This is a genomic window from Sandarakinorhabdus cyanobacteriorum, from assembly GCF_002251755.1.
GTDB lineage: Bacteria > Pseudomonadota > Alphaproteobacteria > Sphingomonadales > Sphingomonadaceae > Sandarakinorhabdus > Sandarakinorhabdus cyanobacteriorum.
The window spans coordinates 25,761-46,475 of the sequence record NZ_NOXT01000088.1 but is presented as its reverse complement, the minus strand read 5'-3'; the positions used below and the strand labels follow the sequence as shown (position 1 = coordinate 46,475).

Below are 20,715 nucleotides of genomic sequence, written 5' to 3'. Positions count from 1 at the left end.
GCAACGCCCTGACAGGAAGGCTCATGAATAAGGCGGGCTAATCAGATTCGCATGATTGAAGTCTGAAAAATGTATCGCTTTTCCAGCGGCATAACGATCAACTTATCTGATCCGATTGGTCAGTCGGATTTGATTGAGAAGCTGCCATGCGCACGTTCCGACATTTTCTTGTTTAATTTCATTGCAATATCATGGCGACCTGTCGCGTAGGGTGTGCCTATGTTTCGAGCTTATAAGATCGAGACCGGTCTCTAAGCTCGACGATGAAATCGACATCTCGCTTAGACTGAGTGTGGGATCGCCCCGCGCAGGGTCGTCGGAGGAATTCAGATGTCCGTTTTGAGCAACTACGTCGGTTGGTGGGTAGCATGTCGATCGCCAGAAAGCGGACAAGGTTACCAGTCAACCTGGATGGCTGAATTTTAGACTTTCCTGCCGTCCGACGGCGAGGTGCCGAACGGCGGGTTTCGCCAATATCCGACGACGAGCGCTTGGCCAATGCTGCCGGCATCCCGCCAACAACTGGGCTGGTTGCCAAATAACGGGTTCTTGACCACGGCCGAGCTAAAGCTGCAAGCCGACTCTAAGGAAGCTGCCGCAGGGCGCTTCGCGCCTGCAACTTGGTGATTTGCTGAACGGCGAGTTTTCAGGGTCGCGCGAGTTTCCGGCGTGACGGCGAGGGAAATAGGTGCTCGGATCGACGAGGCTTTCGGTCAATGTTCCCGAACCGCTCGCCACACGGGGATGATCTGCTGGGCGCCGGGAGGCATAGTTCCATTTACTGGCGGCATTAGGCAAAGATCAAAGGCTACTCCGTGACCTCAGCTGGAACTGGCCCGCCCCCCATCGCAACATAGAAGGCGGCGCTGTTTGCCAGACGGTCGGCCCGGGCCGCGATCACCGCCAGCTGTGCCCGCTCTGCCTGCTGGGCGGCGATCAGAACCTCGACATGGCTTGCCGCGCCAAGCTGGTAGCGTCGCTGCATCGTCTTCAGCGATCCTTGAGCAGCAGCAGCGGCGCTGGACTGCGCGGCGAGAGCGTGGGCGTCGGTGTCCACCGCCACCAGCACATTGGCCACGTCGCGCAAGGCCTCCAGCACCGCCTCCTTGTAATGGGCCGTGGCAGCATCGAACCCGGCAAGCGCCGCCCGTTTTTCATGAGGAAGGCCGGAGTTGAAGAGCGGCTGGGTCAACTGCCCGATGATATTCCAGACAATCGACTGGCCGCCGAACAGCGCGTCGCCCGTCAGCGCCTGCGTGCCCAGCGTCGCGCTGAGGTTCAGTTGCGGATACATCTGCGCCACGGCCACGCCGTAATCCGCGTTGGCGGCATGGACCATGGCTTCGGCCGCCAGAATGTCGGGCCGTTGGCGAACAAGCTGCGAAGGCACAACCAGCGGCAAATCCTGCGGCAAGGTGAACTCGCTCAGCGCGAAATCGGGGACACCGCCCTGGCCGGGTGCCCGGCCCGCCAGCGTGGCCAGCAGATGTTCGGTTTCCGCCAGTTGCTGCCTGAGCACGGGAAGCCCGGCCCGGAGCTGCTCAGTCTGTGTGTCCAGCGCCAGCACTTCATCGGCGGCGGCATTGCCCAGCCGCAGCCGAGCGCGGGCAATATCGCGTTGTTCTTCGATGTTGGCGAGCAGCGCCGTGGTGCTTTCGATCTGCGCGGCGATCTGCGCTCGCGCAAAAGCAGCGGTCGCAATGTTGCCCGCCAGCGTCAGCCGGGCGGCCTGCAATTCAAACCCCTGCGTGTCGGCGCGCGCTGACAGCGCCTCGATCGCACGGCGATTGCTGCCGGCCGGGTCGAGATTGTAGCTGACCGTGACGCCGGCGTTGTAAAGGCTGAATTCGCGGGGGTCCTGATCCTGCCCCAAGGCTCCCGGATTGAACCGCTGACGCTGCGCCGATGCACCGATTTCGGCCTGCGGCAACTGCGTCGATCCAGCGCGGGCTTGCTGCAGCTCCTGCGCCTGCCGCAGCGTGGCTTGCGCGGCGGCCAGTGTGGGACTGTGCTGCAAGCCATCGGCAATCAACGCATCGAGCCGCGGCGATCCGAAGGTGCGCCACCATTCCGCTGCCACCGGCATTCCCGGCACAACCCGCTGGGCGCTGTCCACTGCGGAAGGAGCCGGCGTGACGAGCGCGTTGTCGGCATGGGACGAATAGGTTTCGGACACCGGCGGCGCGGGCCGTTCGAAATCCGGCCCCGCAGCGCATCCGGCCAGCACAACCATCAAGGCAAGGCTGGCGGCATGGCGGGTGGCCAAGACCGGCTTTCCTGATTGCGGCAGCGGCGTGTGGTTTTTGCCAAGGGTCATGAGATGGGCCGTCCTTCACCCGCTTCTTCGGACGTGATGCCGTCCCGGATATGATAAATTCGCTTGAAGGTCGGAATGATCTTTTCGTCATGGGTGACGATGATGATGGCGGTCTGATATTTTTCGGCCATCTCATTCAGGATCCGCATCACCGCCATGGCGCGTTCGGAGTCCAGCGGCGCCGTCGGCTCGTCAGCCAGGATCACCGGCGGGCGATTGATCAGACCGCGCGCGATGGCGACGCGTTGCTGTTCCCCGCCCGACAATTGCGACGGCATGGCCGCTGCCCGGTGGTGCACATCCAGCGCGGTCAGCAATTCCAATGCGCGCGCGCGGGCTTCGGCATTGGGCAGCCCGGCCAGCATCGGCAGCAGCGCGACATTGTCCACCACATCGAGAAACGGGATCAGATAGGGTGCCTGAAACACGAAGCCGATCTTGTCGCGGCGCAGCGCCCTCAGGTCGGAAACCTTCCAGCCATCATCGTAAATCACCTCGCCGCCCAGCGTCATGCGGCCTGCGGTCGGATCGATCACCGCGCCAAGGCATTTGAGCAGCGTGCTCTTGCCCGATCCCGAAGGGCCGATCAGACCAACCACTTCTCCCGGCGCAACCTCCATATCGACATGCTTCAAGGCATCGACAGCGGTGTCGCCTTCGCCGTAGCGTTTTCTCAGTCCTTCGATGCGAATGCCAAGCGCTGTCATCTCAGCCTCCGATCGCTTCGGCCGGATCGACCTTCAACGCCATCCTGATCGCAATCAGGCTGGCGAGCGCGCAGATGATCATCACCGCGATGAAACCGGCGATGGCATCCATCGGCAACAGCAGCACATATTTGGGGAAGTATGGCGCGGCGAAAGTGGCGGTGATCTTGCCCACCGCAAAGCCGATTGTCCCAAGCGCAAGGGCCTGCTGGAGGATCATCCCCGCGATCGTGCGGTTGCGCGTGCCGATCAGCTTGAGCACCGCGATCTCGCGGATCTTGTCCATCGTCAGCGAGTAGATGATGAAGGCGACTATCGCTGCGCTGACGATCGACAGGATGGCCAGAAACATCCCGATCTGCCGTGATGAGGTGGCGATCAGCTTGCCGATCAGGATGTCTTCCATTTCGGCGCGGGTGTGGACAGTCAATCTTTTCCAGCGGCGGATCGCCTGGGCCACAGCTTCGGCATCGCCGCCGGGCGCAAGCCGCACCAGAATGGCGTTGACCGACGTGCTGCTGGCCTGGGAGGCATCCACCGCATCGAGGATATCTGGCTGTCCGGGACGATTGAACGCCGGGTTGGCCGCAGTTCGCCTACGGTTCTGCCAGATGGCTTCATTGTCCTTCAGGAACTGGGCCTCCTGTGCATCCTTCAGCGGAATGAACACCATCGGGTCGCCGCTGGACGACACCATGCGGCGCGTCAGCCCGACCACCTGATACCGGTTGCGGCGAATGGTGATCTCATCCCCCAGCCCAAAGCCCGAGGCAATATCGGCGACGGCCTCGTAATGGCCCCGCGTGATCTGGCGACCTTCGACCAGATAGGATGGCCAGCCCGGCGATCCCCATGCCGCGCCGGGCATGATGCCCACCACCATCGCCCTGACGTCGGTCTCGCCTTGGCGGACCTGCATCGTCAGATAGGTGACATTGGCAGCCTCGGCGACACCCGGCATGGCCAGCACGGTGCGGTAGAGATCATCACTGATGCTGGAGGATTCCGCGTAGGGACCAAGCGTGTCGCGCTGCACCACCCACAGATCAGCACCGCTGTTATCCAGCAGTGCCTTCCCGTCATCGACCATGCCGCGATACACCCCGGCCATCACCAGCGTTACCCCGATCAGCAGGCCGAGGCCAACGCCGGTAAACACGAACTTCCCCCAGCTGTGGAGGATGTCCCGCCCGGCAAGGCTGATCACGGCGTGACCCCGGGAATGCGATCAACAACGCTGATATTGCTGTTTGGGCCGAGCTCCTGCTCGCTGTAGACGATGATCGTATCGCCATCGTCCAGCCCTTTGAGCACCTGAACGCGCCCGCCCAGATCGGCCTTGCCGAGTTCGACCGGCACAAACACAGGGTCCCCGTCGTCAAGTTTCCATACGCCGATGCGGTCACCCATCCGCCGGATTGCGGCATTCGGCACAACCGGACCCTTGGCAATCGGGGCAAGGTCAAGCGTGACTTCGGCAAATTCGCCAAGCGGGGGGAGCGGCGTGGGAAGCGTGTCGAACACCACCTTGATCAGGGTTTCCTCCGTGATCGGATCGGCTCTGGGCTCGATGCGTAGCACCCGGCCATGCAGAACCTTCCCATCGCCCGATCGCAATTGCACTCGCGCCGGCAATCCAGCCCGCAGCCCGCCCGAACTCACCTGATCGATCCGGACATCGACCCACAGGCTCGCCGGATCAATGATTTCGATGACGGTCTGCCCACCGGCCACAACCGTGCCCGGCTCTACCTCTCGCAGCGTGACAATTCCCGATGCCGGCGCAATGAGGCGCAGGTTGCCGCGTTGCGATTGCAGCCCGGAAAGGTCTGCGCGCATCCGCTCCAGATTGGACCGGGCGTTCGCGGCCGCAGCCTTGGCCGCCACCAGTTCCTGCCGTTTGGCGGCCAGCACCTCTTCGCTGGTGGCACGTGCGGCCAGCAGGCTTTCATAGCGGCCTGCCTCGCTTGCGGCATAGGCTTGCCGGGCGGTGGCCTCGCGAACAGCCGCCTCGGCACCCTGCATGGCCGATGCTTGCGCGGCCATCCGGTCATCCAGATCGACCGGATCCATCTCACCAATAGTCTGGCCTGCCACCACACGGTCACCGACATTGACGGTCAGGCTCCTGACCCGGCCCGCAAACGTCGGCCCGACGCGGTAGGTGCGTTCGGCATCGATCGTGCCAACCCCGAACAACGCCGGGCGCAGCGACTGGCTCTCCACCTTTGCCGTCGTGACCGCAATCGGCGCCAATGGGCCGGAACGCAGCGCCACATAGGCCAGCAGAGCGCCGAGCACGGCTATGACAGCGATCAGCGCCAGTTTGCGGCGCTGCATGGCGGTGATGTTCATGGGCGCACCGCGACTGCGCGGCGGAACAGCGCGAATACGCCCGGCGCTTCCCGACGGATAAGTTGCACGTCACCGGCCAGCAGCGATTGCATCACCAGCCCCTGGATCATTCCGATGAACAGCGTGCCGAGCGCGGCCGTGTCGTTACCCTGCTCCAGCTGCCCGCTTGACTTGCCGTCCTCGATCACAGTGACGAGCCGCTCGCGGTAACGTCGCAACATCTTGTGCGCCACGCGCTTGGGCGCTGTCATTTCGGCCCGCTGCAATTCCCCGAACAGCATCCGAGGGACGCCGGGATGTTCCACGAAAAAGCCGACATGGGCCATGAACATTGCTTCAAGCGCATCTAGCGGCGTTGGCGCGCCGTGAGATGCCTTGTCGATCCGCGCCAGCAACCGATCCGCCACCCAATCCATGACCGCCTCAAGGATGGCTTCCTTGGTCGGGAAATGCCGGAACAGCGCCCCTTGCGTGACCCCCATGTGTGCAGCGATCGCGGCGGTCGTGATGTCGCCGGGGTTTTGCTGCGCCGCCAGCGCCACCACGGCCTCGACAGTGACGGCCCGTCGCTCGTCAGCTGGCATATATCTGGTCTGCATGAGTCGCGCCTTAGATAGTAATCAATCACTATTTTTTAGGATCGGGTAAGCGCCACGTCAAGGCGTAGATGAGCCGATTGCATTACCAGGAAGCAATCGATTTGCCGCGGGTGACGGCCCATCACACATCAGCATCGACAGGATGGCCATAGTGAGTAGTTACGATCTAGTGCGGTTTCCATCCATTCCGGCGAGTGGCGGATGCCGGATCAGGCGCCGCGCATGGACTCCCCGGCCGCACGCACAAAGAAGGTTGCGGCCGGCCGCCGCACCAGATGCTCGTTCAGGTCGAGCTTGCCCTCGATGTGGTCATCGGCCGGGCTTGGGAAGCCAGCCTCTACAGGCGAGCCAAACAAAGGCAGTTCGAGCGGGGTGGGATATTCGACGAAGCGCAGCACTTTTCAGGTTCCAGGATGAATGGAACATAAAAAGAACACTGTTGCTGTGATTCGTCAACGGATGCGATCAGCCCGTGCGGTAAACCCGCCGCAGGGGTGGCGCTGTCCGCGCCCCAGGCCTTTCAGTCGTTTGCCGGCTTCAGAATACGCTTGGCCGCCGCATTGCGGCGTGCGGCAATCCGGCCGAGCGCCACCTCGATCGGAAAAACATCCAGCTCGTCAGGGTCGTATTCGTCCAGCCACTCGCTAATCTCGGCATGGTCCGGATGGGTTGGATCCGCCCTGGCTTCCAGCATCTCGTAAAAGCCGGGAATGCCTCCGCAATCTTCGGGCGGGCAATCTCGCTCACCGCCAATGTAGCGGGGGTAGGCTTTGCCGGGATCACCGCGACGCACATCGCTGATAACGAGCTCGTGTTCCCAGTTGTCGCCGAAGTCGTAGGTGTAATCGATCGGCGTGGTGCCCGGGCCAATGACGTCACGCAGACGGGTTCGGGAGGCGGGCTTGCGCGGCGCTGTGCCCCAGTCTTCGTCCGTGGGCAGGCCATAGGTCTGACCGCCGATGACGAACTGCCAGAGGTGATAGTCCAGCCATCCCATGGTGACCTGGACGATATCATGCAGGACCTTGAGGGTGATCGAGGTCGGCACTTCAACCTCGCGCCAGATCGGCGGGTCAGAATCCTTGAGCGTGATGCGCAAGGTGGCGATCTCGGTGAAGCTATCGACGGCGCGGACGTTGGTCATGCTGCTTGCGATAGCAAGCCAGGGTCGCCGCCGTCAGCAAAAAGGATGCGTGCTTTCGACCGCGATGCACCCCATCAGGCGTCGATGCCAAAATGTCGCCGCTGCGCGTCCCATTCGTTGGGGAACGGCGCGGCCAGTATGGCAAGATCGATCCCGTCGCCCTGCCGGCCGTTGAGAATGGCATCGACGATGTCAGGGGCCAGCAGCGTCATGCGCAGGACCCGGGTCAGATAGCTCAGGCCGATCTTTTCCTTCTCCGCAAGGTCGGACACCGAGGTGTAGGCCCCGGTTTCCAGCAGGCGTTTCCAGCGAAAAGCTCGCGCCAGCGCCTTGACCACCGTGTTGTCGGTGCGGGGGCGCTGAAGCTGGGCACCGGCTGGCAGAACCATCTCCTTGCGGCCCCCGCGCTTGGTGATCTGGAACGGAATGTGGATCGACAGTGTCTCGGGAATTGTCACGACCTTGTTCACGCTGCCTCCTCCAGTTCCGGCACCTGCAGTTCGCGGGCCAGCGCATCGAGCCCGTCCACCCGCAGCTTCAGCTCGAGACCGGCGCTGCCAACGATGACCCGGTCGATCAGTAGCTGCACGATCCGGGCCTGCTCGGCCGGGAACAGGTCATCCCACATCGGGTCCAGATTGATCAGGGCCTCCCGCGCTTGAGCTTCGGTCATTGCGGGCGCGTGTTTGACGGCCTCCTTCCATGCGCCGATGATGATTTCCGGTTGCCGGAACACGGCCCGCAGCTGGTTGACGACCGCGCCCTCGATTTCGGCGGCAGGCACGCGCCCCACCGTGGTGGAACCTGCTCCATGGCGGAGCAGCGTCTGGCTGACATAGTAGCGGTAGAGCTTGCCGTTCTTGCAGGAGTGGGTCGGTGAAAACGCCCCGCCATCCGAACCCCAGAGCAGTCCCTTCAGCAAGGCAGGCGTATTGGCGCGCGCACGGTTTGCCCGGGTCCGAGGGCTTTCCTTCGTGATGGCGCGCACCGCATCCCAGAGTTCCTGATCAATGATCGCCTCATGCTCACCGGGATAGCTGTTGCCCTTGTGGACGGCCTCCCCGATGTAAGCCTTGTTGGCGAGCAGGCGATACAGGTAGCCCTTGGTAATCGTCTTCCCTTGCCGGGTCGTGATGCCTCGCTCCCTCAATTCCCGCAGCAGAAGTGTGGCCGAGCCGACATCGCGGAACCGCTGGAAAATGTAGCGGACATTGGCGGCCGCCGGTTCATTCACCACCAGCTTTCGTGCCTGAACATCATAGCCCAGTGGGGGGACACCGCCCATCCAGATGCCCTTGGCGCGACTGGCGGCGAACTTGTCGCGGATGCGTTCGGCGGTCACTTCGCGCTCGAACTGGGCAAAGGACAGCAGGACGTTGAGGGTCAGCCGGCCCATGCTGGTCGTCGTATTGAACGCCTGCGTCACCGAGACGAATGTCACGTCGTTCCGGTCGAACACCTCGACCAGCTTGGCAAAGTCCATCAGGGATCGCGAGAGGCGGTCGATCTTGTAGACCACCACCACGTCGATCAGCCCGTCCTCGATATCGGAAAGCAAGCGCTTCAATCCCGGACGATCAAGGGTGCCGCCGGAAATACCGCCGTCGTCATACTGGTCGCGGACCAGCACCCACCCTTCGGCACGCTGGCTGGTGATGTAGGCCTCACAGGCCTCGCGCTGGGCATGCAGCGAGTTGAACTCCTGCTCCAGCCCTTCTTCCGATGATTTGCGCGTGTAGACCGCGCAGCGCAGCTTGCGGACGACCGGTTTGTTCATGCTGCCCTCCGATGATCCTTAAGGCCGAAGAATATCCAGCCATTCCAGCGCGACCCGGTTATGGCGCGGGCGATTGCTGACAGTGACTGGTAGGGGCGTCCCTGCCATTCGAAACCGTCCTGGGTGACGGTCACGGTGTGCTCGACCCCCTGCCACTCCCGGATCAGGCGGGTCCCGACGATCGGCTTCAGGTCAGCCCGAACGCGGCGGGTGGTAATGTTGCCGCCGTCGAGCTGTTCGCCCATCTGTTGCAGGCGCCTGACTGTTTCCTGCTTGAGACCGCCGTAGGCCAGCTCCTGGATGCGGTAGGCCAGTCGGCTTTCGAGGTATCGCCGGTTGAAGGCCGGCGGTTCCTCGCTGAACAGCTCGCGCCACTGCTTCTTCAGCTCGGCGACCGGAGCCGCCTTCATGGCGGCCAGGCGGGCAAGGACGGGATCGGGTTTCATTGTGCGTTGCTCCATTGAGTTGGAGGTGCACTACCGCTCTGTTCAAGCGCGAAGTGTAGCGGAAAGTCTCCATCTTCTTCAGATAGTTGGCCGACATTCCGAAGGTGCAGGCGGGCGAGGCCAAGCCCGAGGATAGCGCACAGCTCGCTCCGACGCTGGGCCGGAGTCATTTCGCAGGGTGGCAGCGGATTGGGGCGTTTCACGTGTGGGTCTCCGTCTCTCGTCCAGCTGTGCCGAACGATGGTGCTGAGACGGAAAAGCCAAATGCCCGAGGGCAACGGGACACTGATGGAAACCGAGAGAACCGCTGTGGGAGAAAAAGTTCAGGCGCGACCCTAGGTCATTTTTGACTGGGGCACCTTATGCTCCTTATACGACTTAACGTTCGTCATGGTTACATACGTCCTGATTCAGGAGACACTCTCGCCTCTCCGGTAGAGGCGGTAATGACCGTAGCCCTGGGGTTAAATATGTCCCCGGGTCAATCCTTGTGCATTCGACTCAACGGGCCCATTTACCGGGCATGGAGATTGCGAATGACTGACACGAATCAAGACGAAACAACGACCGACAAGGTAGCACCGGAGAAGAAGTCCCGGAAGTCCCCCGCTAGCCAGAAATGGGGCGCGAAGGTCATGGACAGTGGGTTTTGCATGCTGCCGTCCCTGTTGCTGAGAGCGCAGCGCCGTCTGCACCTGAACCCGACACAATTGGCGGTACTGATCCAGATCGTGGATCACTGGTGGGATGCTGGACGCAAACCCTATCCGAGCAAGAAGGAGTTGTCTCAGCGGCTCGGCATCGGCGAACGCCAGATCCAGCGTTACCTGACAGATCTTGAGGACGAAGGCCTGATCAAGCGCATTCCGCGCTATGCAGACCACAAGGGCCGTATGTCGAACATGTACGATTTGCAGGGCTTGGTCGACAAACTCACCGAACTTGAACCGGACTTCCGCGAAGCCCGCAACCAAGCACGCCAGAGCCGTCAGAAGGCTGCCAGTCTTGGCTTCAAACGGCGCGGAGCGGAAGCCGAGGCCGGCGAAGCCGCCTAACACACGCTGAAATCTCGCATTTTCAAAACTGCCTCAACGGGAAAGCACGCGCTTTTCCGAACCACCGATCTCGTCCCTTTAAAACCCCCAAATGGAGTCCCCGACTATGAATGTTGACCCCTCTAATCCTTCCCTGGTTCAGGTCCCCGGAAAGCCGCACACGAGTGCTTACCGGCTCAAGAAAATCCGGCGCCTTTCCGCCGCAAACGATGGCGGCGATAATGCGCCTGTCACTAGTGGTGGCATGACCGGTGGCGAGCCTGAATGGCGCTGTACTGAGTGCGGTAAGCTCCTGGGTGTCGCTAACGGAAACCAGCTGCACATCCGCGTTCAGAAGCACCGCGAGTATCTGGTGGGGTTCCCGGTTACCGCGAACTGCCACGGTTGCGGCACCCTGAACAAGAAGTCCGCTTGCTAGCTTAGCGACAGACTTACCCGAACATCCCCGAAACGAGAGGCGCTTGACGCCCTGATCTGGCCAGTAGGAGGCGCTCGACGCCCGGCCGTCAGGCTGGCGTCAAATGCCCTCCTCGTGGCACGAATTTCACCAACACCTCGTTCAATCGTCTTCCACCCTCAACTTCCAGCGCGGCTTCGCCACGGTGTGCAACCGCCACCGCGGATTGACCCGTTTTGCGGACCCGGCGGCATTGCTGGACCACCTGCATCGCGGCGATAGCTCGCCCGATCAGAAGAACCTGCTCCTCGGCGATCTGATAAAGGGCGCCAAGGCCAATGACCGTGCCGGGGACTGTGCTCTCACGCTGATGCTACTTGCGCTGTGGCCCGGACTTGACGGCGTCTTTCGTCGGTCACGGGCTCGCTGCCTCGGACAGACCGACGAAATCGCGTCTGAAATCCTGGCTCGCGCGACGGCCGCGATCCGCGAACTTGATCTCGATCGCGTGAACTGGATCGCGGCCACAATCCTCAAGAACGTCGAACGCGACGTGCTGCGAGCGCACAAACGCGAAACCGGCCGCCAAGCCGTCCAGGACGAGTTCGACACCGATCTACACGGGGGTGTTTTCGAGGTCTCGGACCCGGAGCTGGAACCCGGAAAGCTGCTTGCCGAACTGACCCGTCTGATCGGCGTGGACGCAGACCTTGTCCTTCGCGTGGTCATCGACGGGTACACCCAGGCCGAGGCCGGTCAGCAGCTGGGCCTGTCAGAGCCGGCGGCACGCAAGCGGTTCCAGCGCGCCCTGAAGCGCCTGCGTGACCATGCAGAACAAAAATCCTGACCCCGTTGTCCCGTTCGGTGCGCGCCGTTGGCCTTTCAACTTCGGACGCACCGAGCGTCTTTGCCCAAACAGAAAGTCCCAGTTGATGAGCCATACCACTGCCATCCCGACTGAGCCTTTGAAGCGGATCCCCGGCCTCTACCGTCGCTGGGAGTTGCCGGAAATCTTCGAGGTCCAGCGCCGGTATCACATTGAAGAAGCCGGCACCCACGCCGACGGCACCCCGCTGTTGGCCGTCTACTCCAGCGAGCCCGAGGCTGATGTCATGGCTCAAGAGGAGGCGAACTGATGGCTATTTCGATTGCCTCCCTGCAGACGTCGAGCACGCTGCGCCCGCCCCGTATCCTCATGCACGGCGTGCATGGGGTCGGGAAGACGACCTTCGCGGCTGGAGCCGACGCCCCTGTCGTCATCATGACCGAGGACGGCCTTGGCATGTTGAAGGTTCCGCACTTCCCGCTCGCCACCAGCTACGCCGATGTTGTTGAGGCGCTCGACGCCCTGCTCAACGAGGAGCACGCCTACAGCACTGTCGTAATCGACAGCGTGGACTGGCTGGAACCGCTGGTCTGGGCCGAGACCTGCCGCCGCAATGGCTGGGCCTCGATCGAAGCACCCGGTTTCGGCAAGGGTTATGCCGAGGCGCTTACGGTCTGGCGCGAATATCTCGATCGCCTGAACACCCTGCGTGATCGCCGCGGCATGGCCGTCGTCCAGATCGCGCATACCGACATCAAGCGCTTCGATAGCCCTGAACATGAGCCCTACGACCGCTACGTCATCAAGCTTCAGGCCCGTGCCGCAGCCCTGCTGCAGGAGCACTGCGATGTCGTGCTTTTTGCCAACTACCGCATGTCCATCACGAAGGCGGATGTTGGCTTTAACAAGAAGGTAGCTCGGGCACTCGGCTCCGGTGAGCGCGTCCTGCACACCGCCGAGCGTCCGGCCTTCCTCGCCAAGAACCGCTACGGCCTGCCCGACACGCTTCCGCTCGATTGGAAAGCCTTCGTCGCGGCCATGCCTCAGCCCGAACAGTCCTGATCCGGAGTTTTCTCAATGGCACGTTTTGACACCGCATTCGATGCGACAGGTATCGAACCCACCACCGGCTACGATGTTCTTCCCGCCGGCAAGTACCGCGCCCAGATCGTCGAGAGCGAAATGCGCGTCACCCGCAACGGCATGGGCCAGTTCCTCTGGCTGATGCTCGACATCATCGAGGGCCAGTACCAGGGACGCAAGTTGTTCGACCAGCTCAACCTCGTGAACTCAAACCCGCAGACGGTCGAGATTGCGCAGCGCACGCTGTCGGCCATCTGCCACGCGACCGGCAAGCTGCAGGTCAACGACAGCGTCGATCTGCACCTGGTGCCGATGACGATCCAGGTTGGCGTGAAGCCGCCCAAGGACGGCTACTCGGAGAAGAATACGATCCGCTACCTCGTCCCGGAAAGAACTGCGCCGGCGGCGCCTGCCTATCAGGCCGCGCCCACGGCCTCGCAGACTCCGGCCGCTCCGGCTGCTGCCCCCTGGAACCGTAACGGCTGACCCCTGCAGGCCGCTGCGGGAAATCGCGGCGGCCTCAGCCAGACCAAAGAGACTGACCATGACTGAACCGCTCAACGCGGCCCCTGTGGCCGCGAACGCCCCCTGCTTGCCTGAAAAACAGCGCCGCCTGATCGAACTCGACGACGCCATCGCCAAGATCCGCACCCAGATCGCGACCGCCGATCTGACCCGCCAGACGCAGGGAAAGCCGATCGACCCGGTGTGGTTCAACCGCGCCCGCACCGCGCAGCGCCACCTCTACCGCGAACGGGCTGAACTGCTTGCCGATGGCAGCGGCTGGCACCGCCGCAACAAGATGAAGGACGCGCTGATCGACATCCTGCGCGCCCGCCATGATCCCGCCGTCTGGGCCGAACTGCTCGCCGAAGCCCGTGCGTGCACCGAAGCGGAGGATCTGTGATGGCAGAACTTCCCACCCCGCCAACGCCCACACTGACGGCCATCTATGCCGCTTACGAAAACCTCCAGGGTGACGGCTTCCGCGAGCATCTCGGCGCATCGCTGATCGGCAAGCCCTGCGGCCGCGCGCTATGGTTTGATTTCCGCTGGGTCACGCCTTCGCGTTTTTCCGGTCGCATGCTTCGCCTGTTCGAGACTGGGCAGCGCGAGGAAGACCGGATCGTCGCCAACCTGCGCTCGACCGGTGCCACAGTGCTGGAGGTTGATCCCGAAACCGGTCGCCAGTTCCGGGTCGAGGCCCATGGCGGTCATTTCGGCGGTTCCCTTGATGGCGTCGCCCTTGGCCTGCTGGAAGCGCCGAAGACCTGGCACGTGGTTGAGTTCAAGACACACTCGATCAAGAGCTTCGCCGACCTTGTCGCCAAGGGGGTCGTGAAATCGAAGCCGCAGCACACCGCCCAGATGCTGATCTACATGCACCTGACCGGGCTGACCCGGGCCATGTACATTGCGGTCTGCAAGGACACCGATGCGCTGCATATCGAGCGGATCGAGGCCGATCCTGAAGCTGCAACGCGGCTGCTCGACAAGGCCAAACGCACCATCGAGGCCCAGCATCCGCCGGCCCGGATCAGCGATGATCCGACCTGGTTCGAGTGCCGCATGTGTTCGCACCATGCTGCCTGCCACACCGGCGAAGCGGCTGCGGTGAACTGCCGGACCTGTCTGCATTCCACGCCCGTCGAGGGCGGTTGGCACTGCGCCCGTCATGACCGCAGGCTTGGTGCCCAGGACCAGCGCCGCGCCTGCGCCCGCCATCTCTTCATCCCTGATCTTGTCCCCGGAACCGTCACCGACGCTGGCGAGGATTTCGTCGCCTACCGCATGGCCGACGGCTCCGACTGGCTGAACGACGCGCGCCAGAAGGAGGCCGCAAATGCTTAAGCTCCGCCCCTACCAGCAGTCGGCGATCGCCGCGATCTACAGCTACTTCGAAGACAAGAACGGCAACCCCTTGGTGGTCATCCCGACCGCTGGCGGCAAAAGTCTGGTCATGGCCTCGTTCATCGACGGGGTGCTCAAGGCGTGGCCCGACCAGCGTATTCTGGTCGTGACCCATGTCCGCGAGCTTATCGCCCAGAACCATGCCGAGATGCTGGGCCTGTGGCCGCAAGCCCCTGCCGGTATCTACTCGGCCGGCCTTGGGCGCCGTGATGCCGAAGCGCGCATCCTGTTTGCAGGCATCCAGTCGATCCACCGCCGCCCTGCGGAAATCGGCCACTGCGATCTCATCCTGATCGACGAAGCCCATCTCATCCCGGGCAAAGCCAGCACGATGTACCGCAAGTTCCTTGATGCGATGAAGCGCATCAACCCGAAGCTGAAGGTGATCGGGCTGACGGCTACGCCATATCGCCTGGACTCCGGTATGCTCCACGAAGGCGAAAATGCACTGTTCACCGACATCGCTTACGAGGTGTCGGTCCGCGACCTGATCATAGCTGGCTACCTCAGTCCGCTGATGTCCAAGCAACCGCAGACCAAGCTGGATGTGACTGGCGTCGGTACGCGCGGGGGCGAGTTCATCGCCCGTGATCTCGAGAAGGCGGTCGACCAGGACGCCATCACCAAGGCCGCAGTGGGAGAGATCATCGCCTACGGAAAGGACCGGAAGTCGTGGCTGGCCTTCTGCTCGGGCGTCAGTCACGCAAACCACGTTGCCGAGGAATTCCGTCGGTGCGGGATCAGTTGCGCGACGATCTTCGGCGACACCCCCAAGGATGAGCGCGATCGCATCATTGCGGAGTTCAAGGCCGGCAAGATCCGCGCGCTGGCATCGATGGGGGTGCTGACCACCGGCTTCAACGCCCCGGCCGTCGATCTCATTGCCATGCTGCGCCCGACCAAGTCGGCCGGGCTTTACGTTCAGATGGCTGGGCGCGGCACACGGCTGGCGCAAGGCAAGGACAACTGCCTTGTCCTGGACTTCGCCGGAAATGTGAAACGTCACGGCCCGATCGACCTCGTGAAGCCGAAACGGCCGGGTTCGGGCGATGGTGATGCGCCGGTTAAGCTCTGTCCGGATTGCGACAGCATCGTGGCTGCCGCGGCGCTGGAATGCCCCGATTGCGGATATCTCTTTCCGGCTCGCAAGGTGAAGCTGGCGCCCACCGCGTCGACACTTGCCGTGCTTTCGTCCGGTAAGCCCAAGGGGCCGCAATGGCTCCAGGTCTCCAACATCTCCTACCAGCGTCATGAAAAGCCGGGTGGCCGCCCTTCGCTCAAGGTCACCTATCAGTGCGGCCTTGGCTGGCACCACGAGTGGATCTGTCTCGAGCACACTGGCTACCCCCGCACCAAGGCCGAGGCATGGTGGCGTGAACGGGCGCCGGGCATTCCTGTGCCACGCTCGGTCTATGCGGCTCTGCAGCTGGTCCACCGTCTGCGCCGCCCCAGCCACATCGCTGTGCGCCCGTCGGGCAACTACACCGAAATCACCAAGGCAAGGTTCGACACATGCCATACGCCAACCCCGGGCTCTGCTCGGTCTGCCATCGCGAACCCCGCGGCTTCGGCTGGTTCGTCTCGCACTACCGGGTCTCCGATCCCCGCCGGGACGAAAGCCGCAAGTATCTTTGCAGCCGTGTCTGCCAGGAACTCTGTCACCGGAGGCAGGGCATGATCAACACCAGCCGCAATGAACAGGCCGCCATGGTCAAAGGCGGACAGGCCGGTGGCCGCTATCTCGAACAGATCGGCAAGACCGACCTTGTGGCACTGACTGACGCCGAGTGGTCCGCCTTCGTCGAGCATCTCATCACCGGTTACTGCGACCACCTTCGCGAGCTTGCCGCCGACCTGTCGGAGTGCCCCTTCTGATGAACACGTCCTTCATGGCGCGCCATGGTTCGCGCCTTCTCGCCAACGGCTATACCATCCTGCCCATCGCGCCCGGCGGCAAGAAGCCGGGCCGGTATCAACGCGGCGCATGGGTCGACTATCCGGAATGGAACCGTCATGCTGAGCGGTCTACGACCGAGGTCGAGGTTTCGACATGGTCCGGCTGGCCTGATTGCGGCATTGGCATTGTCGGTGGCGGCGTTGCCGCCATCGATATCGACATCGTGTCGGACCCGGACCTTGCGCTGCAGATCGAGCAGCTGGCACGCGCCCGGCTTGGCGACACCCCGGCGCTGCGCATTGGCCGGGCGCCGAAACGCCTGCTGGTCTACCGCACAAGCGCGCCGTTTCGCGGCATTCGCCGGGCCCCGCTCGAGGTGCTGTGCCTTGGCCAGCAGTTCGTGGCTTACGCGGATCACCCCGATACCGGACAGCCCTACGCCTGGCCCGAGGAAGGTTTGTCAGAACTCGATCTCGATAGCCTGCCGGTCATCGACGCGGACATGGCGGCCGCCTTCATTGAAGAAGCGCTGACTCTGGTCCCGCCTGAGATGCGTCCCGCAAGTCTGAGCGCGCCAGCGAGCACAGGTTCGGCCGTACCGGGTCACGCTCAGACGGGCACCATGGAGGCGGTGCGTTCGGCGCTGATCCAGATCCCCAACAACGATCTTGATTACGACAGCTGGGTGCGGATCGGGTTGGCCATCAAGGGCAGCTTGGGTGAAGCCGGCAAGGTTGTCTTCACCGACTGGTCCGATCAGGCGGCGAAGAATGATCCTGCCGTCACCGAGAAGGCGTGGGCCAGCTTCCGTCCGGCCCGGATTGGTGCAGGCACCATCTACCATCTGGCCATGGAGCGCGGCTGGAAGCCCGAGCCCGGCATGGTGCTCGATGGCAGTCAGCCGATCGACGGATGCCATCCTGCTTCCGGCATGTTGGCCCGGCTCGACGTTGTGGCAGATGCCGATGCAATGGCTGCGCCCGTCAGCTTCAACCTCACGATCCCGGGCGGACTGGTCGGCAAACTGACTGATTACATGCTATCGACCGCTCGCCGGCCTCAGCCGCTGCTCTCGCTTGGCGCCAGCCTCTGCGCAATCGGTGCACTGATGGGGCGGCTCTACCGTACCGAAAGCAACCTGCGCTCGAACCTCTATGTGGTGGGCATCGCGGACAGCGGTTCGGGCAAGAACCACTCTCGCGAAATCATCAACGAGGTGCTGTTCGAGGCCGGGCTCGCCAATCATCTGGGCGGCAACAAGATCGCGTCCGGCGCGGGGCTGCTGACCGCCTTGCATCGCCAGCCCGCGATCCTGTTCCAGATTGACGAGTTCGGCATGTTTCTCTCGGCCGCGGCAGACCGCAAACGCAGCCCGCGCCACATCACCGAGATCCTAGACAACATGACCGAGCTCTATACCTCGGCCGGCGGGATCTTCCTGGGCGCGGAATACGCCAACCGCGACGGCACGAATGAGCGGCGTGACATCGTTCAGCCGTGTCTCTGCGTCTATGGCACCACGACCCCGCTGCACTTCTGGGGCGCGCTGCAAGGAGCCAATGTGGTGGATGGCTCGCTCGCCCGCTTCCTGATCCTGCCCAGTGACGAGGACTACCCAGACGAAAACGTCGCCGTCGGGCTTCGCACCCCGCCTGCGGACCTGATTGCAGGACTACAGTTGCTGGCGTCGGGTCCCGGGCAACAGCGCGGCAATCTGGCAGGCACCACCTCGGGACCGCAGACCGCTGTGGTGCTGACCACTGTGCCGATGACCGATGATGCGCGTGCCCGCTTCAAGTCGCTGAGCGGGGAGCTGACCGACGAATTGCGCGCGGCGGCGGGCACGTCGATTACGGCTATTCTGGCGCGCATTGGCGAAATCGCGCTGAAACTGGCACTGATCGTGGCGGTGGGCAAAGATCCGGTGGCTCCCGTCATCGCGATTGATGACGCAGATTGGGCCATCGCTTTCGTGCGTCATTACGCTCAGCGGGCAATGGAGGCGGTGGACCGCCATGTCGCAGATACCGAGACCGAGGCTCACCTGAAACGTCTGCGTGAACTGATCCGGGCAGCCGGCGCCAAGGGCATCACCAAGTCTGAACTGACCCGCGGCTCCCAGTGGCTCAAATCCCGGGACCGCGACGATATCATCCAGACCCTGATCGAGAGCGGAGACGTAACGACGGGCATGCGTAGCTCTGCTACCAGGCAGGCCATGGTCTACAGGCTGGCGCGCTGGTCGGGTAATTGGCGGGACGCGAGTGGCAAAAAGGTCGCCACCAATCACCAAGGACCGTCGTGATGGATTCCCCTCTGGATGGTCCTTCAATGGCCCAAGTTCCGTCAAAAGCAGCTTTATGGCATCCAAGCATATGGATTTGCGTAATAAAATCGGGTTTCGGAGAAAGTTCAATCTTTCAAGGGGTGCCTTATATATCCCCTCGCGTACGCGCGCGTTTTAAAGATAGAGAGGCGTACCCCTATAAAAATAATAATAATTGAAATATTATATATTCCCTAGCCTACTCAAGGGGTTGGGCGCTCCAATGTTTCAATCGGCCCAGCTGAAACCCCATGAAGATTTCCGGCGGCAGTGTCCGCCCGAATGACGACCTGACCAGACCCGCTTCGGGTCCGGGCGAGCTGCCAGCCTTCACCGGCCCAGTCCTCGCCCCGACCGCCCCACACGAAGAGGAGGTCGTCATGACCCTGCCTGAAATGCAGGCCGTTGCCTGCCCCAATCCGGCTCAAGCCAACGTCGGCGGAACGATCCGCCGCGGAGCCATCCTTGCCCTCGACCTTGGCACCAGCGCCGGCTGGGCGCTCCAGTTGTCCGATGGCCACATCAGCACCGGGACTGTGTCGCTGAAACACACCCGCTACGACGGTGGTGGGATGCGCTACCTGCGCTTCCGGCGCTGGCTCGAGCAGCTGGATCTCGATGCAGGGCCGATCGAAGCGGTCTACTTCGAGGAAGTCCGTCGGCACGCCGGCACCGACGCCGCCCATGTTTATGGTGGTCTGCTGGGTATATTGACCGCGTGGTGCGAGGAAACGCTGGTGGCCTATCAGGGTGTGCCGGTCGGCACGATCAAGCGGTTCATCACCGGCAAGGGCAATGCCGACAAGGCGGCCGTCATCGCGGCCGTCCAGGCAAAGGGCTTTGCCCCGGCCGAGGACAACGAGGCTGATGCCATCGCGATCCTGCTCTGGGCCATCGAGACCCGGGGAGGTGTCCGGTGAGCGCGGCCGGTTTCCTGAAGCGCGTGGCGCAAGTGCTCGAGGATCGCAGTGCGGCCTACGGCGATCCCAAGACCCAGATGGATGCGATCGCTCGGCGCTGGTCGATAACCCTCGGCACGCCTGTCACCGCCCAGCAGGTGGCGCTGTGCATGATTGACCTGAAACTTGCCCGCTTGGCGCACGACCCCAGCTACGCAGACGGGCCCATCGATGTGATCGGCTATGCGGCGCTCATCCCGGAGATCATCCGTGGCACGCGGTCGTAAGCGCAAGGGGGGCCGCCGCCATCCCTGCGGCAAGCTGGTGCAACCGGGCAAAGCCGAGACCATGCGGGAAGTCACGGCGACCGTTCTGGATGCCCGCCAGCGTCAGTACGGCGTCACCGCAAGGCAGGCCAAGGACGAGCGTCTGGGCTCGGCGATCGGCCGGCTGGCATTCGCTGGCAAGATCACGGCTGAGCAATTGGCAGCTGCGGAGCTCTATGGTGACCTCATGGCTCGCAACCGGGCGGTCATGGGACTGCCGCCGATCCACCCGCATTCCGCTACCGGCTTGCTTCTCGATGAAGGGATCTTCGGCCGCAGTCTCACGGAGTACGATCCGGACTACGTCGAGAAGATCCGCAAGCGGGCAGCGGCGGCCATCCTGATGCTGCGGACTGCTGACCACGATGCCATCGCCGCGACCGGTCGGCGACCGAGCATGCTTGTCCACGCGGTGGTCTGCTACGAGGTGGATGCCGCAGGCTGGGGAGACGCGGACCTGCGTAATCTGGCGCACGGGCTCGAAGGTCTGGTCACCCTGTTCGGTATCAACAGGGACAGTTCGCTGCCAGTATCGTCCGCCTAGCGGTTGACCTAACAAACTGTGATTCAACGATAAAAATACAATTCAGCATTGACGGGAGCATTGCTATACTGTAGATGTTTCCGAAATGTAGTGATGCGAGTTGCGC

At 62.7% G+C, this 20,715-nt stretch carries 23 protein-coding genes; 13 read left to right on the top strand and 10 right to left on the bottom strand.

What is annotated here, in order from left to right; genetic code table 11:
- Positions 1-808 precede the first annotated feature (808 nt).
- From CHU93_RS04765 to CHU93_RS04720, 10 genes are all read right to left on the bottom strand, one after another.
- Positions 809-2,266 (bottom strand): efflux transporter outer membrane subunit, encoded by a 1,458-nt coding sequence (locus tag CHU93_RS04765; RefSeq protein WP_207759221.1) that lies wholly within the window; start codon positions 2,264-2,266, stop codon positions 809-811.
- A 47-nt stretch (positions 2,267-2,313) separates the two neighbouring features.
- Positions 2,314-3,024: an ABC transporter ATP-binding protein gene (locus CHU93_RS04760; protein WP_094473001.1), complete on the bottom strand. Its 711-nt coding sequence runs from the start codon at positions 3,022-3,024 to the stop codon at positions 2,314-2,316.
- A gap of 1 nt (position 3,025) precedes the next feature.
- Positions 3,026-4,231 carry an ABC transporter permease gene (locus CHU93_RS04755; RefSeq protein WP_094473000.1) on the bottom strand — a complete coding sequence of 402 codons (1,206 nt, stop codon included), beginning with the start codon at positions 4,229-4,231 and terminating at the stop codon, positions 3,026-3,028.
- The gene (locus tag CHU93_RS04750) at positions 4,228-5,379 is read right to left on the bottom strand and encodes an efflux RND transporter periplasmic adaptor subunit (protein WP_094472999.1); all 1,152 of its coding nucleotides are present in this window, start codon (positions 5,377-5,379) and stop codon (positions 4,228-4,230) included. The genes CHU93_RS04755 and CHU93_RS04750 overlap by 4 nt, the downstream gene beginning before the upstream one ends.
- Positions 5,376-5,978, bottom strand: coding sequence for a TetR/AcrR family transcriptional regulator (locus CHU93_RS04745; protein ID WP_094472998.1), 603 nt, complete (start codon positions 5,976-5,978; stop codon positions 5,376-5,378). Before CHU93_RS04745 ends, CHU93_RS04750 begins: the two co-directional genes overlap by 4 nt.
- Positions 5,979-6,187: 209 nt before the next feature.
- Positions 6,188-6,376, bottom strand: a complete 189-nt coding sequence (locus CHU93_RS04740) for a S24 family peptidase (protein ID WP_207759220.1) — start codon at positions 6,374-6,376, stop codon at positions 6,188-6,190.
- A gap of 122 nt (positions 6,377-6,498) precedes the next feature.
- Positions 6,499-7,122 carry a plasmid pRiA4b ORF-3 family protein gene (locus tag CHU93_RS04735; protein ID WP_094472997.1) on the bottom strand — a complete coding sequence of 208 codons (624 nt, stop codon included), beginning with the start codon at positions 7,120-7,122 and terminating at the stop codon, positions 6,499-6,501.
- 74 nt (positions 7,123-7,196) lie between these two features.
- On the bottom strand, positions 7,197-7,592 hold the full coding sequence (locus CHU93_RS04730) for a hypothetical protein (RefSeq protein WP_094472996.1): 396 nt from the start codon (positions 7,590-7,592) through the stop codon (positions 7,197-7,199).
- Positions 7,589-8,899, bottom strand: coding sequence for a recombinase family protein (locus CHU93_RS04725; protein ID WP_094472995.1), 1,311 nt, complete (start codon positions 8,897-8,899; stop codon positions 7,589-7,591). Before CHU93_RS04725 ends, CHU93_RS04730 begins: the two co-directional genes overlap by 4 nt.
- Positions 8,896-9,345 (bottom strand): DUF2924 domain-containing protein, encoded by a 450-nt coding sequence (locus CHU93_RS04720; RefSeq protein ID WP_094472994.1) that lies wholly within the window; start codon positions 9,343-9,345, stop codon positions 8,896-8,898. Before CHU93_RS04720 ends, CHU93_RS04725 begins: the two co-directional genes overlap by 4 nt.
- 536 nt (positions 9,346-9,881) lie before the next feature.
- Between CHU93_RS04720 and CHU93_RS04710 the strand changes: the two genes are divergently transcribed.
- The 13 genes from CHU93_RS04710 to CHU93_RS04650 all read left to right on the top strand — a co-directional run bounded on the left by CHU93_RS04710 (position 9,882) and on the right by CHU93_RS04650 (position 20,609).
- Positions 9,882-10,400 carry a helix-turn-helix domain-containing protein gene (locus tag CHU93_RS04710; protein ID WP_094472993.1) on the top strand — a complete coding sequence of 173 codons (519 nt, stop codon included), beginning with the start codon at positions 9,882-9,884 and terminating at the stop codon, positions 10,398-10,400.
- A 521-nt stretch (positions 10,401-10,921) separates the two neighbouring features.
- A complete protein-coding gene (locus tag CHU93_RS04705; RefSeq protein ID WP_094472992.1) occupies positions 10,922-11,644 on the top strand; it encodes an RNA polymerase sigma factor in 723 nt (240 codons plus the stop codon).
- Positions 11,619-11,933, top strand: a complete 315-nt coding sequence (locus tag CHU93_RS17700) for a hypothetical protein (protein ID WP_207759219.1) — start codon at positions 11,619-11,621, stop codon at positions 11,931-11,933. Before CHU93_RS04705 ends, CHU93_RS17700 begins: the two co-directional genes overlap by 26 nt.
- Positions 11,933-12,685, top strand: coding sequence for an ATP-binding protein (locus CHU93_RS04695; protein WP_094472990.1), 753 nt, complete (start codon positions 11,933-11,935; stop codon positions 12,683-12,685). Before CHU93_RS17700 ends, CHU93_RS04695 begins: the two co-directional genes overlap by 1 nt.
- A gap of 15 nt (positions 12,686-12,700) precedes the next feature.
- Complete coding sequence (locus CHU93_RS04690; protein ID WP_094472989.1) at positions 12,701-13,192, top strand: DUF669 domain-containing protein; 492 nt, start codon at positions 12,701-12,703, stop codon at positions 13,190-13,192.
- Positions 13,193-13,250: 58 nt separating this feature from the next.
- On the top strand, positions 13,251-13,613 hold the full coding sequence (locus tag CHU93_RS04685) for a hypothetical protein (protein WP_207759218.1): 363 nt from the start codon (positions 13,251-13,253) through the stop codon (positions 13,611-13,613).
- Entirely contained in the window at positions 13,613-14,557 is a 945-nt protein-coding gene (locus CHU93_RS04680) for a PD-(D/E)XK nuclease family protein (RefSeq protein ID WP_094472988.1), read from the top strand. Before CHU93_RS04685 ends, CHU93_RS04680 begins: the two co-directional genes overlap by 1 nt.
- Positions 14,550-16,295, top strand: coding sequence for a DEAD/DEAH box helicase (locus CHU93_RS04675; protein WP_094472987.1), 1,746 nt, complete (start codon positions 14,550-14,552; stop codon positions 16,293-16,295). Before CHU93_RS04680 ends, CHU93_RS04675 begins: the two co-directional genes overlap by 8 nt.
- The gene (locus tag CHU93_RS04670) at positions 16,292-16,492 is read left to right on the top strand and encodes a DUF6511 domain-containing protein (RefSeq protein ID WP_094472986.1); all 201 of its coding nucleotides are present in this window, start codon (positions 16,292-16,294) and stop codon (positions 16,490-16,492) included. Before CHU93_RS04675 ends, CHU93_RS04670 begins: the two co-directional genes overlap by 4 nt.
- Complete coding sequence (locus tag CHU93_RS04665) at positions 16,492-18,819, top strand: PriCT-2 domain-containing protein (protein WP_094472985.1); 2,328 nt, start codon at positions 16,492-16,494, stop codon at positions 18,817-18,819. The genes CHU93_RS04670 and CHU93_RS04665 overlap by 1 nt, the downstream gene beginning before the upstream one ends.
- Before the next feature lie 401 nt (positions 18,820-19,220).
- Entirely contained in the window at positions 19,221-19,760 is a 540-nt protein-coding gene (locus tag CHU93_RS04660; protein ID WP_243375221.1) for a crossover junction endodeoxyribonuclease RuvC, read from the top strand.
- Positions 19,757-20,026 (top strand): DUF6378 domain-containing protein, encoded by a 270-nt coding sequence (locus tag CHU93_RS04655; protein ID WP_094472984.1) that lies wholly within the window; start codon positions 19,757-19,759, stop codon positions 20,024-20,026. The genes CHU93_RS04660 and CHU93_RS04655 overlap by 4 nt, the downstream gene beginning before the upstream one ends.
- Entirely contained in the window at positions 20,010-20,609 is a 600-nt protein-coding gene (locus tag CHU93_RS04650; RefSeq protein ID WP_133064318.1) for a hypothetical protein, read from the top strand. The genes CHU93_RS04655 and CHU93_RS04650 overlap by 17 nt, the downstream gene beginning before the upstream one ends.
- Positions 20,610-20,715: the final 106 nt, after the last annotated feature.

Bases quoted from the DNA above. Each gene is read 5' to 3' on its own strand.
- CHU93_RS04760 (WP_094473001.1), bottom strand. From the start codon at position 3,024: ATGACAGCGCTTGGCATTCGCATCGAAGGACTGAGAAAACGCTACGGC.
- CHU93_RS04750 (WP_094472999.1), bottom strand. From the start codon at position 5,379: ATGAACATCACCGCCATGCAGCGCCGCAAACTGGCGCTGATCGCTGTC.
- CHU93_RS04745 (WP_094472998.1), bottom strand. From the start codon at position 5,978: ATGCAGACCAGATATATGCCAGCTGACGAGCGACGGGCCGTCACTGTC.
- CHU93_RS04735 (WP_094472997.1), bottom strand. From the start codon at position 7,122: ATGACCAACGTCCGCGCCGTCGATAGCTTCACCGAGATCGCCACCTTG.
- CHU93_RS04725 (WP_094472995.1), bottom strand. From the start codon at position 8,899: ATGAACAAACCGGTCGTCCGCAAGCTGCGCTGCGCGGTCTACACGCGC.
- CHU93_RS04720 (WP_094472994.1), bottom strand. From the start codon at position 9,345: ATGAAACCCGATCCCGTCCTTGCCCGCCTGGCCGCCATGAAGGCGGCT.
- CHU93_RS04710 (WP_094472993.1), top strand. From the start codon at position 9,882: ATGACTGACACGAATCAAGACGAAACAACGACCGACAAGGTAGCACCG.
- CHU93_RS04705 (WP_094472992.1), top strand. From the start codon at position 10,922: ATGCCCTCCTCGTGGCACGAATTTCACCAACACCTCGTTCAATCGTCT.
- CHU93_RS04695 (WP_094472990.1), top strand. From the start codon at position 11,933: ATGGCTATTTCGATTGCCTCCCTGCAGACGTCGAGCACGCTGCGCCCG.
- CHU93_RS04690 (WP_094472989.1), top strand. From the start codon at position 12,701: ATGGCACGTTTTGACACCGCATTCGATGCGACAGGTATCGAACCCACC.
- CHU93_RS04685 (WP_207759218.1), top strand. From the start codon at position 13,251: ATGACTGAACCGCTCAACGCGGCCCCTGTGGCCGCGAACGCCCCCTGC.
- CHU93_RS04680 (WP_094472988.1), top strand. From the start codon at position 13,613: ATGGCAGAACTTCCCACCCCGCCAACGCCCACACTGACGGCCATCTAT.
- CHU93_RS04675 (WP_094472987.1), top strand. From the start codon at position 14,550: ATGCTTAAGCTCCGCCCCTACCAGCAGTCGGCGATCGCCGCGATCTAC.
- CHU93_RS04670 (WP_094472986.1), top strand. From the start codon at position 16,292: ATGATCAACACCAGCCGCAATGAACAGGCCGCCATGGTCAAAGGCGGA.
- CHU93_RS04665 (WP_094472985.1), top strand. From the start codon at position 16,492: ATGAACACGTCCTTCATGGCGCGCCATGGTTCGCGCCTTCTCGCCAAC.
- CHU93_RS04660 (WP_243375221.1), top strand. From the start codon at position 19,221: ATGACCCTGCCTGAAATGCAGGCCGTTGCCTGCCCCAATCCGGCTCAA.